Source organism: Neoroseomonas marina (assembly GCF_012927745.1).
GTDB lineage: Bacteria > Pseudomonadota > Alphaproteobacteria > Acetobacterales > Acetobacteraceae > Neoroseomonas > Neoroseomonas marina.
Genome location: NZ_JABBKX010000007.1, coordinates 18,714 through 32,442, shown reverse-complemented (window position 1 = coordinate 32,442; position 13,729 = coordinate 18,714). Strand labels below are relative to the sequence as shown.

Sequence of the window (13,729 nt, the reverse complement as noted above, 5' to 3'; positions counted from 1 at the left end):
TCCCCCGTCTTCACGTCAAGGCGCCGCGCTCACCACGAGGCACACATTCTGCCCGCCGAACCCGAAGGAGTTCGACAGCACGTGGCGCAGCCCGGACACCTCGCGCGCCACGTTCGGCACCACGTCGAGCGTGATCGCCGGATCGGGCTCGTTGTGGTTGATCGTCGGCGGCAACACCTGGTCGCGGATCGTCAGCAGGCTGAACGCCGCCTCGATCGCGCCGGCGGCCGACAGCGTGTGGCCGATCATCGACTTGTTGGAGGAGATCGGCGGCGGCGCATCGCCGAACACGGCGCGCATGCCCAGCGTCTCCATCTTGTCGTTCTCCGGCGTGCCGGTGCCGTGCGCGTTGACGTAGCCGATGTCGCCAGGCTGCAGTCCGGCATCGTCGATCGCGTTGCGCATGGCCCGGATGATCGCCGAGCCATCCGGGTTCGACCGCGTGCGGTGGAAATTGTCCGCCCGTTCCCCGCAGCCCGAGAGGATGCCGAGCACCGTCGCCCCGCGCTTCGTCGCGTGCTCGAGGCTCTCGAGCACCAGCGCGGCGGCGCCCTCGCTCATCACGAAGCCGTCGCGCGTCTTCTCGAAGGGGCGGGAGGCCTTGGTCGGCTCCTCGTTCCGCGCCGTCAGGGCGGAGAGCAGGGAGAAGCGGATCACCGCCTCCGGCTGCACCGAGCCATCGGCGCCGAGCGCGATGGCGGCATCGGACTCGCCGCGCTGGATCGATTCCACCGCCATCTGGATGGCCGAGGCGCCGGTGGCGCAGGCCGTGGTCAGCGCGATCGGCGCGCCGGTGGTGCCGAAGCGCGCCGCGAGCCGCTCGCCGACGCCGCCGAACAGGAAGGTCTCGTAGAGATCCTCGCGGCCCGTCGCGACCTCGATCGCCGCGCGATAGGACCCGTTGCCATTGGCCCGCCGCGCCAGGTCGAAGCGCTGCGGCCATTCGTATTCGACCGGCGGCATGCCGACCATGAGCGGGCCGGGGAAAGCGCCTTCGGCGCCGAGCGCGGCCTGGGCCAGGGCTTCCTCGACCGCCGCGGCGGCCATGCGCTCCACCCTCACGGGGGAGGAGACGATCTCCCCGCCGGCGGTTTCCTCCGGCAGTTCGACGGTGCCGGCGATGGTCGTGCGCAGCTTGTCGACCGGGAAGCGGCGGATGCGGGAGATGCCGGAGGTGCCGGCCTTCACCGCCGACCAGTTCGCCTCGCGGCCCCAGGCCAGCGGGGTGACGATGCCGATGCCGGTGACGGCGACGAGCGGCCGCCCGAGATGGTCCTTCATGCCGCGCGCTCCAGCAAAGCGAGGGCCTCGCCGCGCCACTGGCCGAAGCCGGTGACGAGGATGCGCTCGACCGGGCCGTCCCCGGCATCCGCCGGGTCCATCGCCGGGTAGAAGCCGCCGCGCGACAGCGCCAGCGCGCCGAGCGCGACATTGGCGGGGAAGGTGGCTTCCACCCCATGGCCGATCAGCGAGCCGGTGCGCCGGACCGCCGCGCTGCCGAGGCTCGCGAGGAAGGCGTCCTCCTCGGCCCGGGCTTCCGCGACGCCGGTCATGCCGGAGATCACGCCGAGGCCAGCGCCCGCGGGCGCGCCGAGCTTCGCATGCAGCGCCTTGGCCGCCGCGGCCGAAGCCCCGCCGGCGCGCCGGTGGGTCGCATCGCAGGCCACGCCCGCGAGGCGTGCCAGCGGCGTCGCTCCGCGCGCCGCGGCATGTTCCGCCGTCTCGAGCACCAGGAAGGCGCCGAGCGCCCCGCCGACGAAGCCGCCCGCACCCGTGCGGGCGGAAACGGGGGCGAAGGGGCCGCGCCAGCAGGCGCCCCCGGCGCCATAGAGCAGCACCAGGTCCCAGCGCTGGGAGACATAGGCCCCGCCAACCAGCGCGATGCCGCCGCGCCCTTCGGCGAGCCGCGCCGCGGCGATGCGCACCGCATCGGCCGCCGCCTGCTCCTCGCCCATGAAGGTGCGGGAGGAGCCGGTGACGCCATGGACGATCGAGATATTGCCCGCGAGCAGGTTCGACAGCTGCGCGAGGAACAGCGTCGGCCGCAGCTCGGTCCCGAGCTTCTCGTTCAGGATCGGGCCGGCTTCCGCCGGCGGCGTGGTGCAGAGCGCCGTCGCCACCGCCTCATCCACCGCGATGTCGCGCTCGCCGCCCCCCGCCGCGACGATCAGGTGCATGTCGGAGACCAGCCCGCGCGCGCCCGCCTGGTCGATGGCAAGCCCGGCGGCATAGGTGCCGAGGCGCTGCCACGGCTCCATCTGACGCTGGTCGCCCTTCTTCGGGATCTGCGTGTCGAGGTTCAGCGCCGGCAGCGGATGGACCGCGTAGGGGGCGAAGGCCGCCTCGTCGAGGACCGGCGCGGCGCCGGGCTTCGACAGCACCTCCCAATGCGTGTCCGGGCCCTCGCCGAGCGACGAGACGAGGCCGATCCCGGTGATGACGACATCCTTGCGGGTCATGCGAGGCCGAGCTCCTGCCCGCGCCCGCGCATCGCGGCCGCGAGCTCGGGGGCGGGAAAATCCATGATGCGCAGCGTCAGTTCCGCGTCGCAGATGCGCTTGCCGTTCGCCTCGATGCGCGCCTGGGTCACGGCATAGCCCGACCCGTCATGGATGCGCTTCGCGTGCACGGTCACGGGCGTCGAGGGGCCGACGAAGGAGCGGAACTTGGCCTCCTTCACCCCCATCAGGAAGGGCATGCGCTCGAAGTTCATCAGCTTCAGCAGCAGCCAGCCGGAGGCCTGGGCCATCGTCTCGACCAGCAGCACGCCGGGCATGAGCGGATAGCCGGGGAAATGGCCCTCGAAGACCGGGGAGGCGTCGGGGATGGTGCTCTCGACGACGATGGCCTCGCCGTCGAGCGAGGCCACCCTGTCGATCATCTGGAAGTATTCGAGGCGCACGCGGGTCGCTCCGCGGGGAGGGGGGTCAGCCCCCCTTCGCCGCCACCAGCTCATCGATGCGGGCGGCGAGGTTCTTCATCACGAAGTACTGCTCCGCCGGGGCGTTGCCCGCGTTGACTTCCTGCGTCCAGGCCTCGACCGGGACCTTGATTCCGAAGGCCTTGTCGATGGCGAAGACGATGTCGAGGAAGTCGAGGCTGTCGATGCCGAGGTCGTTGATGACGTGGCTGTCCGGCAGGATCTTGTCCCGCGGGACTTCGCTGTTCTCGGCGATGATGTCGGCGATGCGGTCGAAGGACGAGGCCATGGGTGGCCCTCCGGAATCCGGGGTGGGTTTAGGGATCGGGGGGCGTCTTTGGCGCGAATGGGGGCGGAAGGCAAGCATCCGACCCCTCGGGGGCCCCTCCGGCCCCATGCCCCCGGGGAGATTCGAACTCCCACACCCTCTCGGGCGAGCGATTTTGAGTCGCCTGCGTCTACCGTTCCGCCACGGGGGCCCGGGCCGCCCCCTGGGTAGCCGGGGGCGGCGGGGGTCGTCCAGACCGGTTCGGGCCTATTCGGCCGCCTGGGCGGGTGCCTCGACGTTCTTCGTCTCGAATTCCGCCGGCCCGGTGATCTCCAGGATCTCGACGTCGTCCGAATGCGCGATCTCCCGGTGGCGGACCAGGCGGGGCTGGTAGCAACAGTCGCCGGCCTTGAAGGTCTTCTCGCCGATGTCCTCGTACTCGAACTTCACCCAGCCCTTCAGGACGAAGAACATCTGGAAGGGCAGGTCGTGGGTGTGCCACTGGCCGGTGGCGTGCTCGCCCGGAATGGCGCGGATCACATGCGCCCCGAAGGCGCCGTCGGTCGCGTCCTTGATGCCGAGGTCGCGGTATTCGAAGAAGGCCCGCAGCCCGCGCTTGAACTCGGCGCCGTCGGCGTGGCTGGTCGCGGTCTTGCCCATCTCTTGTTTCCTCCATGACCCGTTGCGAGGGCGGACTCCCAAAGAAGGGAGGGGGATCGGGGGAGGTTCGCCTCCCCCGACCGTCATTCGAGCGGCAGCGCCACGTGCTTCACGAAGCCCGGCCGCGTCTTCAGCGTCTCGTAGTAGCGCGCGAGGTTCGGTAGGTCCGGCCGTTCGATCGGCAGGGCATGCCATCGATGCACCCAGCACCCCAGCGCGATGTCCGCGAGGGTCAGGTCGTCCCCGCAGAGGAAGCGGGACTTGGCGACCGTCGCGTCGACAATCTTCCACAGCCGCCCGGAATCCTCCCGGGCCTTGGCCTCGGCCTTCCAGTCCCGCTGGGGTTCGGGCAGGCGGATATGGGTGAAGAAGATCACGACCATCGGCGCGGTGACGTGGCCGAGGGTCCAGTCCATCCAGGTCTCGACCTTGGCCCGGGCGCGGGGTTCGGCCGGGTAGAGCGTGCCGCCGGGCGCATGGGCGTTGCAGAGGTAGCGGGCGATGCTGTTGCTCTCCCAGAGCGACCAGCCGTCCTCCTCCTGCAGGGTCGGGACCAGGCCCATCGGGTTCATGGCCCGGTATTCGGGGTCCTTGGTCCGGCCGAAGGCGCCGCCGGCGTCGATCCGGTCATAGGGCAGGCCGAGCTCGTCCAGGGTCCAGAGGACCTTCATCACGTTGCTCGAACTCGTCCGGCCCCACAGCTTCATCATGGGCTTCCTCCCGCCTTGCGGGGGCAGGCTAGGCGCGGGTCGGGCGGCGGTCCAGTTGCGCCGGGGCGCGCGAAGCGCGATGTGGGGCGCATGGCACCTGCCCTCCTGATCGCCGTCCTGGCGGCCGCCGCGCCGCTCTTCGCCCTTGGCAGCGAGACCTGGTGGGGGCTCGCCCCCTGCGAGCTCTGCCTCTGGCAGCGCTGGCCCTACTGGGTGGCGGCGGGGCTGGCGGCCCTCGGCGCCTTCGCCCCGGGACGGGCGCGGACGGTGCTGCTGGGCCTGGCCGGCATCGCGGTCCTGGTCTCCGCGGCGATCGGGGGCTTCCATGTCGGGGTCGAGCAGCATTGGTGGCCGTCCCCCCTGCCGGGCTGCGCCGCGGCGACGGCCGCGGGCGGGTCGAATTCGCTCGACGACATGATGCGCAGCCTGGCGGCGGCGCCGAACAAGCCCTGCGACGCGGCGACCTATCTGATCGAGGGCCTGCCGCTTTCCATGGCGGCGATGAACCTCATCTACGGGCTCGGCCTCGGCGCGCTGGCGCTGGGGCTGGCACGCAGGGGAGCGAAGACATGACCGAGACGACCGGCGAGCGTCGCCTGCCTGGCGATCCGACGCCCCGGCATCTGGTGGAACGGATGATCCGCGTGGACCACGCGGGGGAATACGGCGCGAAGCGGATCTATGAAGGCCAGCTGGCCGTGCTCGGCCGCACCAGGTGGCGCCCGACGCTCGAGCACATGAAGGCGCAGGAGCAGGTCCACCTCGACACCTTTTCCCGGCTGATCGGGGAACGGAAGGTGCGCCCGACTGCGCTGCTGCCGGTCTGGCACGTGGCGGGCTTCGCGCTGGGGGCCGCCACCGCGCTGCTCGGCCACCGGGGTGCCATGGCCTGCACGGTCGCCGTCGAGGAAGCGATCGACGAGCACTACCGCGCGCAGGACGAAACGCTCGGCGACGACGAGGCGGAGCTGAAGGCGCATATCGCGCAGTTCCGCGCCGAGGAGCTGGAACACCGGGACATCGGCCTCGAGAACGAGGCGGAACTCGCGCCGGCCTACCGGCTGCTCTCGGCGGCGATCAAGGCGGGCTGCAAGGTCGCGATCAGGATCAGCGAGCGGGTCTGAGGGCGACCCGGCGCGATATCGGCTTGGCGGCCCGCAGGGCCGAGCGCCCGAATGGGCGCCGCGGCTGGTGCCGCGAAGCCCAGGGCCGCGGACGGGCCCCATGCGCGTTGCTCAGCAACGTGCATGGGCACCCGGGATGCGGCCCGCCCGGCGTCGGGGGAAACGATGAGGGCCCTTCAGCCCTCCAGCTCGCTGTCCCAGTACAGGTAGTCGCGCCAGGACTGGTGCAGGTAGTTGGGCGGGAAGCCGCGCCCGTTCTCCTGCAATTCCCACGAGGTCGGCTGGCGCGGCTCCTGCCGCGGCAGCATGTGGCATTCCCGCGGCAGGCGGCTGCCCTTGCGCAGGTTGCACGGCCCGCAGGCGGTGACGACGTTGTCCCAGGTGGTCCGCCCACCACGCGACCGAGGGATCACATGGTCGAAGGTCAGTTCCGGGGTCGGCCGGCCTTCCCCGCAGTACTGGCATTCGAAGCGGTCGCGCAGGAAGACGTTGAAGCGTGTGAAGGCCGGGCGCCGCGCCGCGGGGATGTATTCCTTCAGCGCGATGACCGAGGGCAGGCGCAACGCGAGGGAGGGCGAATGCACCTCCACCTCGTATTCGCTCAGCACCGAGACACGGTCGAGGAAGACCGCCTTCACCGCGTCCTGCCAGGACCAGACCGACAGCGGGAAATAGGACAGCGGCCGAAAATCCGCGTTCAGCACGAGGGCCGGGTACGACTGAGCGCCGGTGAACTGACCGCCGTCTGGCAAGCGCCGCTCCTTCCAGCGGTGCGCCACCAAGATCTTGGGGCCTGACCCGGCGGAAAGGCCCCAGATACAGTGGCGCCGCCGCGTGTGCGGTGCATGATTGCCACGCGGCCCGGGCCGCCGCAACCCTCGGCGCGGCGTGTCAGGGAGATGTCATTCGCCGCCGAGCACGCCGCGCAACACTTCGGCGCCGGCGGCAAGCCCGACCTCGTCCAGCCCATGCCCGAGCCCCGGCCGGTAGAGCGCGCGCACCGGCACGCCTGCGGCCTCCAGCGCCGATTCGGCAGCGCGCGAGGCGGCGGCCGGCACCACCTCGTCATCCTCGCCATGGACCAGCAGCACCGGCGGATGGGCGGTGACGGGCCGCTCCGCGCCGATCATGCCGCCGGAATAGGCGAGGATGCAGGCCGCCTCCGGCACCGCGCCGCGCAGCCCGGCCTCGAGCGCCGTCATCGCGCCCTGGCTGAAGCCCATCAGCGCGACGCGCGAAGGTTCGACCTCATGCGCCGCGCAGGCGCGCGCGACGAAGCGCCCGAGGGCCGCCGCGGCCGACGCGACGCCCGCTTCGAGCTGCGCGGAGGAACGATCCCACAGCGGGAACCATTGCCGGCCGAAGGGGATGCCGTCGCAGGCCTCGGGGCCATGGGGGGCCAGGAACAGTGCGCGCGGCAGCGCCTCCGCCCACAGCGCGGCGAGGTCGATCAGGTCGTTCCCGTCGGCGCCGAAGCCATGCACCAGCACGACGATCGCATCCGGCGCACCGCCTTCCGCCGGCCCGTAGGTCGGCCCGTCCAATGCCTCCATGCGCCGATCCCCCTTGCGATGCGTGGCCCCCGCCCGCTACCGGCTGCGGATCATGGGCGCAACCACCATCGTCACCCGCTTCGCGCCGAGCCCGACCGGGTATCTCCATCTCGGCCACGCGCATTCGGCGATCTACGCTTGGCGTATGGCGCGCGAGGCCGGCGGACGCTTCCTGCTGCGCATCGAGGACATCGACCCGGGCCGCTGCCGCGCCGAATTCACCGACGCGATCCTCGAGGACCTGGCCTGGCTTGGCCTCGACTGGGATGGCGAGGTGCGGGTGCAGTCGCAGCACCTGCCGGCGTATCGCCGCACGCTCGATGCGCTGGCGGCGCGTGGCCTGCTCTATCCCTGCTTCTGCACGCGCGCGGACATCGCGCGGGAGATCGCGGCGAGTGCTTCGGCGCCGCACGGGCCGGATGGGCCGCTCTATCCCGGCACCTGCCGGCGGCTGACGCCCGACGACCGTGCGGCGCGGATCGCGCGCGGCGAGGCGCATGCGCTGCGGCTCGACATGGCGGCGGCGCTCGCGACGCTCGATGCGCCGCTGACCTTCGTCGAGCACGGAAGGCGCCTGACCTGCGATCCCGCGCAGTTCGGCGATGCGGTGCTGGCGCGCAAGGACGTCCCCGCCTCCTACCACCTTTGCGTCACGCATGACGACGCGCTGCAGGGCGTGACGCTGGTGACGCGCGGGGAGGACCTTCTCCCCGCCACCCATCTGCATCGGCTGCTGCAACACCTGATGGGCTGGCCCGAACCGGCCTATGCGCACCATCCGCTGCTGACCGATGGGTCCGGCCGTCGGCTCGCCAAGCGCGACCGCGCCGCGACGCTGCGCGACCTGCGCACGGCGGGCCGCAGCCCGGCCGAGGTTCGTGCCCTGGCCGGTTGGTCCGACCCAGCGTAGCTTTCCCGCAAGACCCCCGGGACGGGGCGGAGGGAAACGGACATGATCACGCGACGCGCGCTCGGGACGGCGGCGCTGACCGCCATTGCGGCACCTGCCCTGGCGCAATGGCAGCCCACACGACCGATCCGCATCTTCGTGGGCTTCGCCCCCGGTGGGGGAACCGACATCACGACGCGCACCATCGCAGGGCGGATGCAGGCGCTGATCGGCCAGCCGATGGTGGTCGAGAACCGCCCGGGCGCCGGCGGCAACCTCGCCTCCGAGGCGACCGTGAACGCGCCGTCCGACGGCACGACCCTGATGATGGGCACCATCGCCTCGCTGGTGATGAACCCGATCATGACGCGGCTGTCCTTCGACGTGCTGGCCGACCTGACCACCATCGGCCGGTCGGTCGAGGTGACGAACTTCCTGGTCGTCGCGCCGGAGAAGCCCTGGCGCACGCTTGCGGACCTCGTCGCGGCGGCGAAGGCGCGGCCGGGCACGCTGTCCTATGGGTCCTCGGGCGTTGGCGGCGCGGGGCATCTCGGCGGCGCGCTGCTCGATTCCATGGCGGGCATCGAGACGATCCACGTGCCCTATCGCGGCGGCGGGCAGCTCATCACCGACATCCTCTCCGGCAAGGTCGATTTCTCGATCGCCACGGCGGCGACGGTGCTGCCGCATATCGAGGCCGGGCGGCTGCGCGCGCTCGCCGTGCCCTTCGCGCGGCGCAGTGCTCTGCTGCCGGATGTGCCGACGGTCGCCGAGGCGGCGAACCTGCCGGGCTACGAAGTCGCGAACTGGTACGCGATGATGGGCCCGCGGGCCCTGCCGCGGCCGATCGTGGACCGCGTCAACGCCGCGATGAACGAGGCGATGCGCGACCCGGAGGTGGCGTCGAACCTCGCCAAGCATGGGCTCGAGCCCGCCCCCAGCACGCCCGAGGACCTGACCGGCTTCATCCGCGCGGAGACCGCGAAGTGGCGCCCGATCATCGAGCGGGCAGGGGCGAACGCGAACTGAGCGGCTTTTCGAGGAACCGGCTGATCGGGTTGGCCCCGTAGGGTGCGAAGGGGCCGCGCGGGGTGAAGCCCGCGCGGAGGTACATCGCATAGGCGGCCTCGTTGCGGGTGCCGACTTCCAGCAACAGCAGCGAGATCCCACGCCCGCACGCCAGTGCTTCCGCGCCCTGCAGCAGTGCCTCGCCGACGCCCTTCCGGCGGTGCGCCTCGGCGACGATCATGCGCTTGATCTCGGCACTGCCGTCGCCGCGGTCGAAGACCGCGCAGCAGCCGGCCGCCCGGCCGTCCTCCCGCGCGACGAGCAGTGCGATATCCGGTCGATCGAGCGCCGCGGGATCGATCGCGCGGCGAAACGCACCGGGATAGAGCACCGCCGCCACCGCATCGGACAGCCGCAGCAGCGCGGCGATCTCCGCCTGGTGCGGCGTCTCGGCCGCGACGTGGATCACCGCCCCTTGAACACCGGCTTCCGCTTCTCGTTGAACGACGCGATGCCCTCGCGGCGATCTTCCGTGCCGACGAGCTGGTTGTAGCACTCCACCTCGAAGCGCAGCGCCGTGCGGATGTCCATCTGCAGGCCGTAATGCATCGACCGCTTGGCCTGGCGGACCGACAGCGGCGCGTTGCGCGCGATGGTGCGCGCCGTCTCCATCACCGCCTCCCACAATTCTTCGCGCGTCTCGACCACGCGGTTGAGGATGCCCCACTCGCAGGCCTGTTCCGCGGTGAAGGGGCGGCCGGTCAGGATGATCTCCTTCGCGCGGCGCTCGCCGACGATGCGCGGCAGGGTCTGGGTGCCACCGGCGCCGGGCATGATGCCGATCGTCACTTCGGTCAGCGCGAAGCGCGCCGCGCTGACGCCGTAGGCGAAGTCGGACGCCAGCACCATCTCGAGCCCGCCGGCATAGGCATGCCCCGACACCGCGGCGATGATCGGGATCGGGCAGTCGATCTGCGTCCAATAGGCGCGCTCGAAGATCTCGTGCTGGTGGCGCCAGGCGGCATCGGTCATGCCGTTGCGCTCCTTGAGGTCGCCGCCCCCGCAGAAGGCCTTCTCGCCCGCCGCGGCGAAGACCACGCAGCGGACCTCGCCCGGCTCGGCGATCAGGCTGGACCAGACGGCATGGAGGTCGCGGCCCATCTGCGTGTTCAGCGCGTTCGACACCTGCGGCCGGTTCAGCCGCACCACCAGGATGTGCGGCTCGGGGGTCTCGAGGGCGAGGGTCTCGTACTGCTTCAGTTCCATGCGGCGTTCCTCGGGTCTTGAACGGGGGCGCAGACTGCGACGGATGGGCCGGCGTGTCAGCCGGGGGCGTCTGGACCGCGGGGGCGGCTGGTTCCATGCTCGGGGCACGTCCAGGAAGAACCGCGGAAGGACCTTCGGCATGATCCACGAACTGCGCGTCTATCGCTGCCTGCCCGGGCGCCTGCCCGCGCTGCTGAAGCGGTTCGAGACGACCACGCTGAAGCTGTGGGAGAAGCACGGCATCCGCCAGGCGGGCTTCTGGACGACCGTCATCGGCGAGTCGAACCAGGACCTGCACTACCTGCTGGCCTGGGAATCGCTCGCCGAGCGCGAGGCCAAGTGGGCCGCCTTCCAATCCGATCCCGAATGGATCGCGAAGCGTGCCGAATCCGAGAAGGACGGCCCGATCGTCGCGAACATCGTCAACGCCATCCTGCAGCCGACCGCCTTCTCGGCGGTCCGATAGCCGCATCGCCCCGGAGGCCACCTTGGACCCGACCGACACCCGCACCCGCATCGAACGCCACCTGCCCGAGCTCGTGGCGATCCGCCGCGACATCCACGCCCATCCCGAACTGGGCATGGAGGAGGAACGCACCGCCGCGCTGGTGGCGCGCGAACTCCGCGCCCTTGGCATCGAGACGACGGAAGGCGTGGGCCGGTTCGGCGTGGTCGGCACGCTGCGCGGCAAGCGGCCGGGGCAGGGGGCGATCGGCCTGCGCGCCGACATGGACGCGCTGGCGCTGACCGAGACGACCGGCCTGCCCTATGCCTCCGCCAATGTCGGACGGATGCATGCCTGCGGGCATGACGGGCACACCACGATGCTGCTCGGCGCCGCGCGCGTGCTGGCGGAGAACCCGGACTTCGCCGGCACCGTCCACTTCATCTTCCAGCCCGCCGAGGAAGGCCGCGGCGGCGCGAAGGCGATGCTCGCCGACGGACTGTTCGAGCGCTTCCCCTGCGATGCCGTCTACGGGCTGCACAACATGCCGGGCATGCCGCTCGGCCATTTCGCGATGCGCAAGGGCGCGTTCATGGCGGCCTCCGGCCGGTGGGAGGTGACCTTCCGCGGCGCCGGCGGGCATGGCGGCAATTCGCCGCACATGTCGAACGACCTCGCGGTGGTGCAGGCCTTCTTCATCCAGTCGCTGCAGACCATCGTCAGCCGCAACGCGCCGCCGCTCGAAAGCATCGTCGTCAGCGTCGGGCACATCAATGCAGGCCAGCGCGCCGCGCTCAACGTCCTGCCCTCGGAGCTGCTGATCGGCGGCACCATGCGCGCCTTCAACAAGCCGATGCAGGAATTGCTGGAACGCCGCATCCGCGAACTCGCGGACATCGCCGCCGCGACGCAGGGCGCGACGGCGGAAACGTCGCTGTCCTGGGGCACGGTCCCGCTGGTCAACCACGGCCGCGAGACCGATGTCATGGCCGAGGCGGCGCGCTTCACCGGCGACGAGGCGAGCCTCGACCTCGACGCCGTGCCGGTGACGGGCGGGGAGGATTTCTCCTTCATGCTCGACGCCAAGCCGGGCGCGATGGTCTTCCTCGGCAACGGCACCGCGCCGGATGGCAGCGTCCATGCGCTGCACACGCCGCGCTACGACTTCAACGACGCGGCGATGCCGCATGGCATCGCCTTCTGGGTCGGGATCGTCGGGCAGGAACTGGGCTGAGGGTATCTTCCGTTCAGACGACGCCGCTCGCTACCTCAGCGCGCCGCCGGGCGCGCCTGGATCGCGACCATCTGCTCATCCATCCGCGGCGTGTAGGTCACGCCGCGCTTCGCCGCGGCGATCACCACCTGGTTGTAGAGCGGGATGAAGGGCACCTCCTCGGCGGCCGCCGCGGCGACGCGGCGCAGTTCCGCGTCCCGCCCCGCATCGGCGCGGCCGATCACTGCGTCGATCATCGCATCCAGACGCGCATCGCTGAACCCGCCGCGATTGCCCTGCCCGAAGGCCTGTTCCGGCACCCGCGTATGGACCGCCGTGGACAGGATGTAGGAGGCATCGCGGGAGGAGGAGAGCGACAGCCCATACAGCATCAGCGGCAGGTCGTTGCGATGCGCCAGCGTGCGCGGGGAGAAGACGTTCCAGGGCTGCGTCTCGACCCGCACCTGGAAGCCTGCGCGCGTCAGCATCTGCCCCGCCGCCTGGCAGACCCGGGCATCGTTGACGAAGCGGTTGTTCGGGCAGCCCAGCGTCAGGCCGAAGCCGTTGGGATACCCCGCTTCCGCCAGCAGCGCCCGGGCGCGGGCGGGATCGGCGGCGGGCAGGGCGATGCTGGGGTCGAAGCCGCCGAACTGCTCCGGCACCATCTGCACCGTCGGCACCGCCTGGCCGTCCAGCGCACGCGCCGCGAGCGCCTGGCGATCAATGGCAAGCGACAGCGCCCGGCGCACCCGCACGTCCCGCAGCGGGTTGCGCGCCAGCGGCTGCCCCGCGGCGTCGGTCAGCAGCGGGAACTGGTCGAGCCGCAGGTTCGGCAGCAGGTACATGATCCGGTCGGAATTGCGCCGGAACACCGACACGCGCGCATCGCGCTGCAGCCGCTCGACATCGGCGGGCGGCACGCTCTCGATCAGGTCGACATCGCCGCTCAGCAGCGCGGCAAGACGCGAGGCGTCGTTGCCGATGACGCGGATCTCGACGCGCGCATAGGCCGGCGCCTCGCCCCAATAGGTTGGGTTGCGCGTGATGGTCATGCCTTCCTGGCCGCGCACCTGCTCCACGCGGAAGGGGCCGGTGCCGATCGCGGCGCGCCCGCTGTTGAAGTCCGAGGTCGAGGCACCTTCCGCCACGCGCTTCGAGACGACGAAGATGTTGGTCAATTGCCCCGGCAGCACCGGGTTCGGCTGATCCGTGTGCAGCCGGACGGTCTGCGGGTCGACCACCTCGACACGGGAGATCGTCCGCAGGTTCGAGGTATAGGGGCCCGGATTGTTCGGCAGGTTCGGCACGCGCGCGATGGAGAAGGCGACGTCATCCGCCGTGAAGGGGCTGCCGTCGTGGAAGGTGACGCCGCGGCGCAGATGCAGGTCCCAGCTCTGCGGGCCGGTCGCTTCCCAGGATTCGACGATGCCGGGCACGAAGCGGCTCTCGGCGTCGCGGTTGATCAGGCTGTCATAGACGTTGCGCGCCGCGGCCATGTTCGGCCCGGCGAAGAGGTAGTGCGGGTCGAGGCCGAAGGGCGCCTCGACCGCCATGGTCAGGGTCTGCGCCCGCGCGAGGGCGGCGTTGAACAGAAGGCAGGCCGCCACGAGGGCGAGGCGAAGACGCGGCATCGGGCATGGCGCTCCGGTGGATGCCCGAAGCCTTCGGCACGA

17 protein-coding genes and 1 tRNA gene are annotated in these 13,729 nt (G+C 71.1%); 6 read left to right on the top strand and 12 right to left on the bottom strand.

The features are described from left to right. Positions 1–15: 15 nt before the first annotated feature. The 7 genes from GWK16_RS18165 to GWK16_RS18135 form a co-directional block, all read right to left on the bottom strand. The gene (locus GWK16_RS18165) at positions 16–1,281 is read right to left on the bottom strand and encodes a beta-ketoacyl synthase N-terminal-like domain-containing protein (protein ID WP_170055398.1); all 1,266 of its coding nucleotides are present in this window, start codon (positions 1,279–1,281) and stop codon (positions 16–18) included. After that, positions 1,278–2,459 (bottom strand): beta-ketoacyl-ACP synthase, encoded by a 1,182-nt coding sequence (locus tag GWK16_RS18160; protein ID WP_170055397.1) that lies wholly within the window; start codon positions 2,457–2,459, stop codon positions 1,278–1,280. The genes GWK16_RS18165 and GWK16_RS18160 overlap by 4 nt, the downstream gene beginning before the upstream one ends. Continuing rightward, on the bottom strand, positions 2,456–2,902 hold the full coding sequence (locus tag GWK16_RS18155; protein ID WP_170055396.1) for a 3-hydroxyacyl-ACP dehydratase FabZ family protein: 447 nt from the start codon (positions 2,900–2,902) through the stop codon (positions 2,456–2,458). The genes GWK16_RS18160 and GWK16_RS18155 overlap by 4 nt, the downstream gene beginning before the upstream one ends. A 25-nt stretch (positions 2,903–2,927) precedes the next feature. Next, positions 2,928–3,209, bottom strand: a complete 282-nt coding sequence (locus GWK16_RS18150; RefSeq protein ID WP_168043808.1) for an acyl carrier protein — start codon at positions 3,207–3,209, stop codon at positions 2,928–2,930. 107 nt (positions 3,210–3,316) lie between these two features. After that, positions 3,317–3,399 (bottom strand) — tRNA-Leu (locus GWK16_RS18145). A gap of 56 nt (positions 3,400–3,455) precedes the next feature. Next, on the bottom strand, positions 3,456–3,848 hold the full coding sequence (locus GWK16_RS18140) for a cupin domain-containing protein (protein ID WP_168043807.1): 393 nt from the start codon (positions 3,846–3,848) through the stop codon (positions 3,456–3,458). Between the two features lie 83 nt (positions 3,849–3,931). After that, a complete protein-coding gene (locus GWK16_RS18135; protein WP_170055395.1) occupies positions 3,932–4,558 on the bottom strand; it encodes a glutathione S-transferase family protein in 627 nt (208 codons plus the stop codon). Positions 4,559–4,648: 90 nt separating this feature from the next. On the opposite strand from GWK16_RS18135, the gene GWK16_RS18130 reads away from it, so the two are divergent. Together GWK16_RS18130 and GWK16_RS18125 are read left to right on the top strand one after the other, a co-directional pair. Next, positions 4,649–5,131, top strand: a complete 483-nt coding sequence (locus GWK16_RS18130; protein WP_170055394.1) for a disulfide bond formation protein B — start codon at positions 4,649–4,651, stop codon at positions 5,129–5,131. Then, a complete protein-coding gene (locus GWK16_RS18125; RefSeq protein WP_170055393.1) occupies positions 5,128–5,682 on the top strand; it encodes a demethoxyubiquinone hydroxylase family protein in 555 nt (184 codons plus the stop codon). The genes GWK16_RS18130 and GWK16_RS18125 overlap by 4 nt, the downstream gene beginning before the upstream one ends. Before the next feature lie 176 nt (positions 5,683–5,858). Here GWK16_RS18125 and GWK16_RS18120 read toward each other — a convergent pair whose 3' ends face one another. Further along, entirely contained in the window at positions 5,859–6,434 is a 576-nt protein-coding gene (locus GWK16_RS18120; protein WP_170055392.1) for an HNH endonuclease, read from the bottom strand. A gap of 150 nt (positions 6,435–6,584) precedes the next feature. After that, positions 6,585–7,235: an alpha/beta hydrolase gene (locus GWK16_RS18115; protein WP_170055391.1), complete on the bottom strand. Its 651-nt coding sequence runs from the start codon at positions 7,233–7,235 to the stop codon at positions 6,585–6,587. 52 nt (positions 7,236–7,287) lie between these two features. Between GWK16_RS18115 and gluQRS the strand changes: the two genes are divergently transcribed. Both gluQRS and GWK16_RS18105 read left to right on the top strand, forming a co-directional pair. Then, positions 7,288–8,145 carry a tRNA glutamyl-Q(34) synthetase GluQRS gene (gene gluQRS / locus GWK16_RS18110; RefSeq protein WP_170055390.1) on the top strand — a complete coding sequence of 286 codons (858 nt, stop codon included), beginning with the start codon at positions 7,288–7,290 and terminating at the stop codon, positions 8,143–8,145. A gap of 42 nt (positions 8,146–8,187) precedes the next feature. After that, complete coding sequence (locus GWK16_RS18105) at positions 8,188–9,153, top strand: Bug family tripartite tricarboxylate transporter substrate binding protein (RefSeq protein ID WP_170055389.1); 966 nt, start codon at positions 8,188–8,190, stop codon at positions 9,151–9,153. Here GWK16_RS18105 and GWK16_RS18100 read toward each other — a convergent pair. Both GWK16_RS18100 and GWK16_RS18095 read right to left on the bottom strand, forming a co-directional pair. Next, complete coding sequence (locus tag GWK16_RS18100; protein WP_170055388.1) at positions 9,122–9,601, bottom strand: GNAT family N-acetyltransferase; 480 nt, start codon at positions 9,599–9,601, stop codon at positions 9,122–9,124. The two genes, GWK16_RS18105 and GWK16_RS18100, sit on opposite strands and share 32 nt — an antisense overlap. Continuing rightward, positions 9,598–10,398, bottom strand: a complete 801-nt coding sequence (locus GWK16_RS18095) for an enoyl-CoA hydratase/isomerase family protein (RefSeq protein WP_170055387.1) — start codon at positions 10,396–10,398, stop codon at positions 9,598–9,600. Before GWK16_RS18095 ends, GWK16_RS18100 begins: the two co-directional genes overlap by 4 nt. Positions 10,399–10,537: 139 nt before the next feature. On the opposite strand from GWK16_RS18095, the gene GWK16_RS18090 reads away from it, so the two are divergent. Beyond that, on the top strand, positions 10,538–10,864 hold the full coding sequence (locus GWK16_RS18090) for an NIPSNAP family protein (RefSeq protein WP_168043798.1): 327 nt from the start codon (positions 10,538–10,540) through the stop codon (positions 10,862–10,864). A gap of 22 nt (positions 10,865–10,886) precedes the next feature. Then, positions 10,887–12,077 (top strand): M20 aminoacylase family protein, encoded by a 1,191-nt coding sequence (locus GWK16_RS18085; RefSeq protein ID WP_248291474.1) that lies wholly within the window; start codon positions 10,887–10,889, stop codon positions 12,075–12,077. 35 nt (positions 12,078–12,112) lie between these two features. On the opposite strand, the gene GWK16_RS18080 is transcribed toward GWK16_RS18085, so the two are convergent. Next, positions 12,113–13,687, bottom strand: coding sequence for an ABC transporter substrate-binding protein (locus GWK16_RS18080; protein WP_170055386.1), 1,575 nt, complete (start codon positions 13,685–13,687; stop codon positions 12,113–12,115). Between the last annotated feature and the right edge of the window lie 42 nt (positions 13,688–13,729).